General features: G+C 69.1%; 8 protein-coding genes. 1 reads left to right on the plus strand and 7 read right to left on the minus strand.

The features are described from left to right. Nucleotides 1-70 precede the first annotated feature (70 nt). The gene (locus tag UK23_RS05380; RefSeq protein ID WP_156212802.1) at nucleotides 71-1990 is read left to right on the plus strand and encodes an ATP-dependent DNA helicase; all 1920 of its coding nucleotides are present in this window, start codon (nucleotides 71-73) and stop codon (nucleotides 1988-1990) included. On the opposite strand, the gene UK23_RS05385 is transcribed toward UK23_RS05380, so the two are convergent. The 7 genes from UK23_RS05385 to serB all read right to left on the minus strand — a co-directional run bounded on the left by UK23_RS05385 (nucleotide 1959) and on the right by serB (nucleotide 7275). Then, nucleotides 1959-2555, minus strand: coding sequence for a hypothetical protein (locus UK23_RS05385; RefSeq protein ID WP_045310237.1), 597 nt, complete (start codon nucleotides 2553-2555; stop codon nucleotides 1959-1961). The two genes, UK23_RS05380 and UK23_RS05385, sit on opposite strands and share 32 nt — an antisense overlap. A 48-nt stretch (nucleotides 2556-2603) precedes the next feature. Then, nucleotides 2604-2903 (minus strand): hypothetical protein, encoded by a 300-nt coding sequence (locus UK23_RS05390; protein ID WP_156212799.1) that lies wholly within the window; start codon nucleotides 2901-2903, stop codon nucleotides 2604-2606. Nucleotides 2904-2914: 11 nt separating this feature from the next. Continuing rightward, complete coding sequence (locus UK23_RS05395; protein ID WP_045310239.1) at nucleotides 2915-3220, minus strand: helix-turn-helix transcriptional regulator; 306 nt, start codon at nucleotides 3218-3220, stop codon at nucleotides 2915-2917. Between the two features lie 158 nt (nucleotides 3221-3378). Next, nucleotides 3379-3951 (minus strand): bleomycin resistance protein, encoded by a 573-nt coding sequence (locus UK23_RS05400; protein ID WP_045310240.1) that lies wholly within the window; start codon nucleotides 3949-3951, stop codon nucleotides 3379-3381. A gap of 22 nt (nucleotides 3952-3973) precedes the next feature. After that, a complete protein-coding gene (locus UK23_RS05405) occupies nucleotides 3974-5353 on the minus strand; it encodes a phospholipase D-like domain-containing protein (RefSeq protein ID WP_045310241.1) in 1380 nt (459 codons plus the stop codon). 30 nt (nucleotides 5354-5383) lie between these two features. After that, the gene (locus tag UK23_RS05410; protein WP_045310252.1) at nucleotides 5384-6061 is read right to left on the minus strand and encodes a peptidyl-tRNA hydrolase; all 678 of its coding nucleotides are present in this window, start codon (nucleotides 6059-6061) and stop codon (nucleotides 5384-5386) included. Continuing rightward, on the minus strand, nucleotides 6061-7275 hold the full coding sequence (serB, locus tag UK23_RS05415; protein WP_045310242.1) for a phosphoserine phosphatase SerB: 1215 nt from the start codon (nucleotides 7273-7275) through the stop codon (nucleotides 6061-6063). The genes UK23_RS05410 and serB overlap by 1 nt, the downstream gene beginning before the upstream one ends. Nucleotides 7276-7518: the final 243 nt, after the last annotated feature.

Consider the following 7518-nt stretch of genomic DNA (forward strand, 5'->3'; position numbering starts at 1 on the left):
CCCCACCCTGAGCCTCCTCGAGACCGCCGTCCACGCCGTCGGTGGTGCGGAGCGCCCTGGCCAGGTGGAGATGGCCGAGGCCGTCGACCACTCCATCCGCACGGGCGAGCATCTCGCGGTGCAGGCGGGCACGGGTACCGGCAAGTCGCTCGCGTACCTGGTGCCGTCGATCAGGCACGCCGTGGCGGAGGCCGAGACGGTCGTCGTCTCCACGGCCACGATCGCCCTGCAGCGGCAGCTGGTCGACCGGGATCTGCCACGCCTCGCCAAGGCCCTCAAGAAGGAGCTCGGCCGCGAGCCCACGTTCGCCATCCTCAAGGGCCGCAGGAACTACCTGTGCATGCACCGCGTCCACAACGGCGCGCCGGACGAGCCGGACGACAGCGTGCTGTTCGACCCGTTCGCGATGTCGAAGCTCGGGCGTGAGGTGAAGCGGCTGAACGAGTGGTCGTCGGACACCGAGACCGGCGACCGCGACGAGCTCGTGCCCGGCGTGAGCGAGCAGGCGTGGCGGCAGGTCAGCGTCACCGCGCGCGAGTGCCTCGGTGTGTCGAAGTGCCCGATCGGCGCCGACTGCTTCGCGGAGAAGGCGAGGGCGCAGGCCGGCAAGGCGGACGTGGTGGTCACGAACCACGCGATGCTCGCCATCGACGCGTTGGAGGGCTACCAGGTTCTGCCGGACCACGACGTGGTGGTGATCGACGAGGCGCACGACCTGGTCGACCGCGTCACGTCGGTGGCCACGGAGGAGCTGAGCGGCGCATCCGTGGCGATGGCGGCGCGCAGGTGCGGCCGGCTGATCGACCAGGACGTCGCGGACCGCCTCGCCGAGGCCGGCGACGGCCTGGCGATGATCCTCGAGGACATGCCGTCTGGCCGCCTGGACGCACTTCCGCGAGCGCTCTCCGGCGCACTCGCGGCCACCCGCGACGCCGCGCACAACTGCATGTCCGCGCTGGGGTCCGAGCGCAAGGAGGACCCGGACGGCGCGACGGCGCGCAAGCTCGCGCTGGCGTTGCTCGAAGAGGTCCACGACTGCGCGGTGCGGATCCTCGACGCGTTCGGCGAGGAACACGACGTGGTGTGGGTGTCGGGCGACTTCAACCAGAAGTCACCGGTGCTGCGGGTCGCGCCGCTCGGCGTCGGCGGGCTGCTCCGGGAACGCCTGTTCGCCAAGCGCACCACTGTCCTCACCTCCGCGACACTCACGCTGGGCGGCGCGTTCGACACGATGGCCCGCCAGTGGGGTCTGCCGCCGTCGGAGAAGGTCCGCAAGATCGAGGGCGCGGCCACGGACAAGGACATCGACGGTCCCAAGTGGACCGGCCTGGACGTCGGCAGCCCCTTCGAACACGGCAGCAGCGGCATCCTCTACGTGGCAAGGCATCTGCCGCAACCGGGCCGCGACGGCCTGCCCCCGGAGTACCTCGACGAGATCGAGGGCCTGGTGAACGCGGCAGGCGGCCGCGCACTCGGCCTGTTCTCCTCGACGCGCGCGGCCAAAGCGGCCACGGAAGCGTTGAGGGACAAGCTCGACTACCCGATCCTGTGCCAGGGCGACGACGCGACCGGCCTGCTGGTCAAGAAGTTCTCCGAGGACGAGCGCACGTGCCTGTTCGGCACCCTGTCGCTGTGGCAGGGCGTCGACGTCCCCGGCCCGTCCCTGCAGCTCGTGATCATGGACCGCATCCCGTTCCCGCGCCCGGACGACCCGCTCGCCTCCGCCCGCCAGAAGGCCATCAACTCACGTGGCGGCAACGGCTTCCTCACCGTCGCCGCCACGCACGCCGCCCTGCTGCTCGCCCAGGGCGCCGGCCGGTTGCTGCGCTCGATGTCGGACAAGGGCGTCGTGGCCATCCTCGACCCGAGGCTGGCCACGGCCCGCTACGGCGGCTTCCTGCGCGCCTCACTCCCCCCGTTCTGGACGACCTACGACCCCGACGTGGTCAGGGCCGCCCTCAAACGCCTGGACGCGGCTCAGACCCCGTGATCCGCTCGACCAACTCGTCGCGGTACGCCTGAGCTTCCACGAATTCCGGTTCCGATCCGTCGGCGTGCTTCAACGCGCCTTCGAGGATCTTCAACGCCTGCCGCTCATCACCGCGGGCGTCAGCCTGCCGTGCCGCGTTCTCCATGGCCTTGGCGAGCTTGGTCGTCGCCTCGGGCTCTTGCGTGGCACGGCTGAACCGAACCCAGTTGCCGCCGGGATCGACGACGACAAATCCGGTGTACCTGTCGTTGCGCAGCCGCGGCCGGGTCATCCGCGGTATGCCGGTGACGAGCACCTTGCCGTGCACGGCCCGCATGCCCGCCGCAAAGGCCTCGTACATCTCGCTCGTGTCCGGCACGATGACCACACACGTGCTGTGCGACTGCTCCGGAACGTGACCGGGCATCCCGTAGAAGTGCAGGTTGATGTCCTCGCGCTGCATCGCGACGTACGGGTTCGGCTTCATCTGCCGGTACGTGACCGAGAAGCCGAGCATCTCGTAGAACGACTGCATCTGGTCGATGGAATTGCAGGGCAGGAGCGGAATCGTCAGTTCGTTCGCCACCGCCCGAAGCTAAGCCCGGTCACGCCAAAACGACACCGAGCAATTTGCTCAAGCGAACAGCAGTGCCAGTCCGCCGAGCATCAGCAACGCCGACACCACGGCAATCGCCAGCACCCGCCCACGCGGCGTCCCCGCGTGCCTCAACGCCATGCCCAACGGCCCGATCCCAGCCACAACAGCCCCTTTCGACGGCATAGCGACAACAGCGCGCAACGCCCCGAACGCCACCATCAACGGCGACATGCCGAGTTCGCGCGCCCCGACAACATCCGCTTCCCACTGCTCGCGATAGCGCTCATCACCAAGGACCGCCGCCGCGAACCGCACCACCAACAGTCCGACCTTCATCTGGGCCGCTCTCACTGCGCGGTCCTGGGCACGAATCGAGGCTCCGGAGCAGCCCGCGCAACGACCTTCCGCGCCTCAGCAGCCCCGTCCGCCGTCAACCGGTACATCCGCCGCCGAGGCCCCCGCCGTTCCGCGTCGTCATCCCACTCCGACGTGACCCAGCCCGCGCGCTCCAGCCTGTCCAGCAACGGATAAACGCTGCCCGACGGCCTTCCGGTCAGCTTGATGATCTCCAGCCCCCACCGCGGCTCATCAGCACCCAGCAGCACTTCGAGCACGTCGACGGTGGCCTTGCCGATGCGTTGCAGTGGCTCCACACCACCAATACTACCTATGTAGATTAAGCATCTGCAAGTACCACCAACTCATGATCGAATCGCCCACAACCACACCCAACCTGTTCGTCGATCGACGAACATTTTGGGTGCGGAAAAGTGCCTGTTGATGTTGAGTTGGCGGTACTTGCAGGCGCCGGTCAGCCGTGCAGGCCCAGCCTTTCAAGCAGTTCGTCGCGGAACTCGAGCGCCGACTCCCGCTCCTCCTCCGAGGCGTGCGTCTCCCGCACCAACGCCCCTTCGAGGATCTTCAACGCCTGCCGCTCAGCCCCGTGCGACCCGGCCAGCGTCACCGCGTTCCGCAACGCCCGCGTGAGCCCGTTCCGCGAAGGCTCCCGCTCCCGCACCGCCGGGACCACCCGGATCCAGTTGCCCCCGGGATCGACGAACAGGAACCCGTCCCGCCGCGGCCGGGTCATCCGCGGAATGCCCGTCAGCAGAACCTGCCCGTACACCGCGCGCATCCCCAGAGCGAACGCCTCGTACAGCTCCCGCGGATCCTCGACCTGGATCAAGCACGAGCTGTACGACTCAGCAGGTTCATACCCCGGGATGCCGAAGAAATGGAGGTTGATCTCCTCGCGCCGCACCGAGAGGTACGCGTTCGGCCGGTACTGCCGATACGTGACCGTGAACCCGAGCATCACGTAGAACTCGGCCACCTCGTCGATGGAGGCGCACGGCAGCAGCGGGATCGTCACCTCGTTGGCCACGCAGCCACGCTAGACCCAGAGATCAGCCGTCGACCAGCAATCCACGTAACGGTCCTTGCAGCCTTCCGGCCCGCCTCGACACCCCTGGCAGCGTGGTGACCCGCGAGCGCCCCTCCAGAGCGGGCCTCCACACGGTGTCCACCACCTCGTCCACCGGACCGGACACGTCCGCGCCCAGGTGCTCGGCCCACAGCCGCAGCCGGGTGGAACGCGCCACCGCCGCGTCGTCGGTCACCACGTTGACCTCGGTGTCGTTGAACAGCGAGTGCTCGTTGAGGTTCGCCGAGCCGACCGAGAGCCACTGATCGTCCACAATGGCCAGTTTGGCGTGTACGTAGACCGGAGCATCACCGTGTGCGACAAGGGTTGCGGCGACCAGCCGCCGGTCGACGTCCGCGTCGATCAACCGGCCCAGCTGCCCGCGGGTGGTGTCGGCGCCGTTGCTGGGCTTCTGCGGCAGAAGCAGCACCATGCGGAACTCGGGCGAAGGCGGCCGGCACAGCTTGTCGATCAGCACCTCGGTGATCTCCGGCGACCACAGGAACTGGTTCTCCAGGTAGATCAACGACCGAGCCGCCCGCAGCGCCCGCAGGTAGGAGTCGAGCAGGCTGAAGTCGCCGTGCGGTGCGAAATCGTAGGTCTTCTCCGGAACCGTCCGCACCAGCTGCACGGACGACGGCCCGGCCTCGGGAGGAACCTCGGGTGCGGGCAGGGTCTCCCCCGCGATCTCCAGCCACCGCGCGGCGAAGTGCCCGGCCACCTCCGCCACGACCGGCCCCTCCAGCCGCGCCACGTGGTCGTGCCAGCCGAGGTCGCGCGGCGGGTGCTCCGGCGAGTCGTGCCGGTCGCCCTCGACGGCGGTCATGTCCAGGCCGCCGACGAACGCCACGTCGTCGACGATCACGACCTTCTCGTGGTGGCAGTGCAGGGTTCGCTCGCGTGCGTCGAGCTCGCACCGGACGGCGCCGCAGTCCCAGAAGGCCTTCTGCGCGGCCAGTGCCCGCTTGCGGGTCGGCTCGAAGAACGGGATCGGCGGGCCCGCCCACAGCAGCACGCGCACCGGAACCCGTTCCGCCGCAGCCGAAAGCAGCTCACGCAGCTGCGGTGCACCCGGCTCGCGGGTCAGCTGGAAGTCCGGCGAGGCGTGCCAGTTCGCGATGTGGATGTACTTCTGCGCGTTCTCGATCGCCTCCGCCACAACGGGAAACGCCGTCGCGCCGTCGATCAGGACCTCGATCTTGTTGCCGTGCTGGACGGGCCGGCGCGGGGTGAACCACCCCGCGTCGCCGCTGTCCAGCACCTCGCCCCACCCCAGCCGCCGCAGCCGGCGACCGTGATGGGAGCACAGCACGTTCTCCAGCCCGTCACCGAGCCGCGCGTCGAGCACGTCGAGTAAGCCCACGAGCCGGGGATTTGCCCGTTCAGACCGTTCTCAAACAGCCAGGACGGTCGTCGTACCCGGCTCCACCTCCGTGAAACCCGCATCCCGCACGGCCACGACGTCGCCGCGGTGGATCAACGAGTCCCACTCGGCCACGGACGGTGTCCGCACCGCACACCGGTAGTCCAACGCGGCCCACGCCTTCAGCTCGGACACCGAAAGATGCGGCGCCAGCAACATCGACGCGTGTCCGACCTGCGCCGCGAGCTTCCCAGCGGACATCTCGACCCGCGGGTTCACGTACAGCAGCCGCGCACCCTCTGGCACCGGCCCCGGCGAGTCCTCCGGCAGGTCAGAGCCCGAGATCTGCAGCTTCGCGACCTCACGCGGCGTCTCGGACACCAGCACCGGCAGCAACGACCGCACGGAAGCGCCGTCGACGGTGATCGTCACGCCCGGCAACGACTGCACCGCGTCCCACTGCACACCGCGGGCCCGCCGCGACACCTTGCGAATCCGCCCGGCCACCCACGCCCGCACGGCCTCGTGCCACTCACCGCCGACATCCGCCCGCGGGTCGAGGCACACCGCGACCGCCGAAGCCGCCGCAGCCTCCAGCAACGCCGTCCGCGCGGGCGGATCGACCCGTTCGATCCGCAACACCATCGGCATCGCGCGGACTTCGGACTCCTCGGCGTAGTTCCGGGAAGCGATCAGGTCGAGGATCATCACAGCCGGGTCAGCTCCAGGCCGTCCGCGGCGTCCGCGGCCTCCACCTCGGCGCGCGTCACGCCGAGGATGAACAGCACGGCGTCCAGGAACGGGTGCGACAGCGCCGTGTCCGCCACCTCGCGCAACGCGGGCTTCGCGTTGAACGCGATGCCCAGTCCGGCCGCTCCGAGCATGTCGATGTCGTTCGCACCATCACCGACAGCCACGCACTGCGCCAGCGACACACCGGCTTCCTCGGCGAACCGCCGCAGCGCCACGGCCTTGCCCGGCCGGTCGACGATCTCACCGATCACCTGACCGGTCAGCTTGCCGTCCACGACTTCGAGGGTGTTCGCCGCGCAGAAGTCCAGCTGCAGCTCGTCGGCCAACGGCGTGATCACCGACGTGAACCCACCGGACACCACACCGCAGTAGAACCCGAGCCGCTTCAACGTGCGGATCGTCGTGCGCGCACCGGCCGTGAGCTCCAGCGACGCCCCGACCTCGTCCAGCACCTTCTCGTCGAGGCCCTCCAGCAGCGCGACCCGGCGCCGCAGCGACTGCTCGAAGTCGAGCTCACCGCGCATCGCGGCCTCGGTGATCTCGCGCACCTGCTCCTCACACCCGACGTGCGCGGCCAGCATCTCGATGACCTCGCCCTGGATGAGCGTGGAGTCGACGTCGAACACGATCAGCCGCTTGGCCCGCCGCGTCAGCCCGGCCCGTTCGACCGCGATGTCCAACCCGACCCGCACCGACACGTCCGCCAGCGCCGAACGCAGCTCCGCGTCGTTCTCCATCGTGTCGTCCGCGACCGAAACCCGCAGCTCAAGGCCCGTGACGGGGTAGTCGGCGACCCCGCGGATCGCGTCGATGTTCACGCCGAGCGACGCGAGCCGGCGCGCGACCTCGGTGAACGCCTTCGCCGTCACCGGGCGGCCCAGCACGATCAGCACGTGCGAGGACTCCAGGCGGGCGGTGCGCTTCGAGTCGGCGCCGATCTCGATCTCCACGTGCATCGAGACGGTCGCCATGGCCTGCTCGATCGACTCCTGCAGGCCCTCGGGGTCGTGGTCGGTCGACACCAGCGCGCCGAGCACCAGCCGGCCCCGGATCACGACCTGCTCGACGTCCAGCACCTCGACTCCGTGCCTGGTCAGCACGGCGAACAACACCGAGGAGACGCCAGGCTTGTCGGGGCCGGTCACAGTGATCAGCACGGGCGTTTTCACGTCGTCGTCTCCTCGTCAGACGCAATGAGCCCCGGCAGCATGGCAGCTGCCGGGGCTCATCGTTGAACCTGTTACTCGCAGGTTACTTGTGGTCCGAGTCGTCCTTCTCGGAGGCCGTGCCCGACTTCATCGCCGAGGCCGCGAGCTCCGACGGAGCGGGCTTGGCGTCCTCGTGCGCGATGATCTTGCCGGTGAAGGTCACGTGGCCCTCGTTCCGGATCCGCTCGATCATGTGCGGGTAGT

Origin of the sequence: Lentzea aerocolonigenes, from assembly GCF_000955955.1 — a bacterium.
Classification (GTDB): Bacteria; Actinomycetota; Actinomycetes; order Mycobacteriales; family Pseudonocardiaceae; genus Lentzea; species Lentzea aerocolonigenes_A.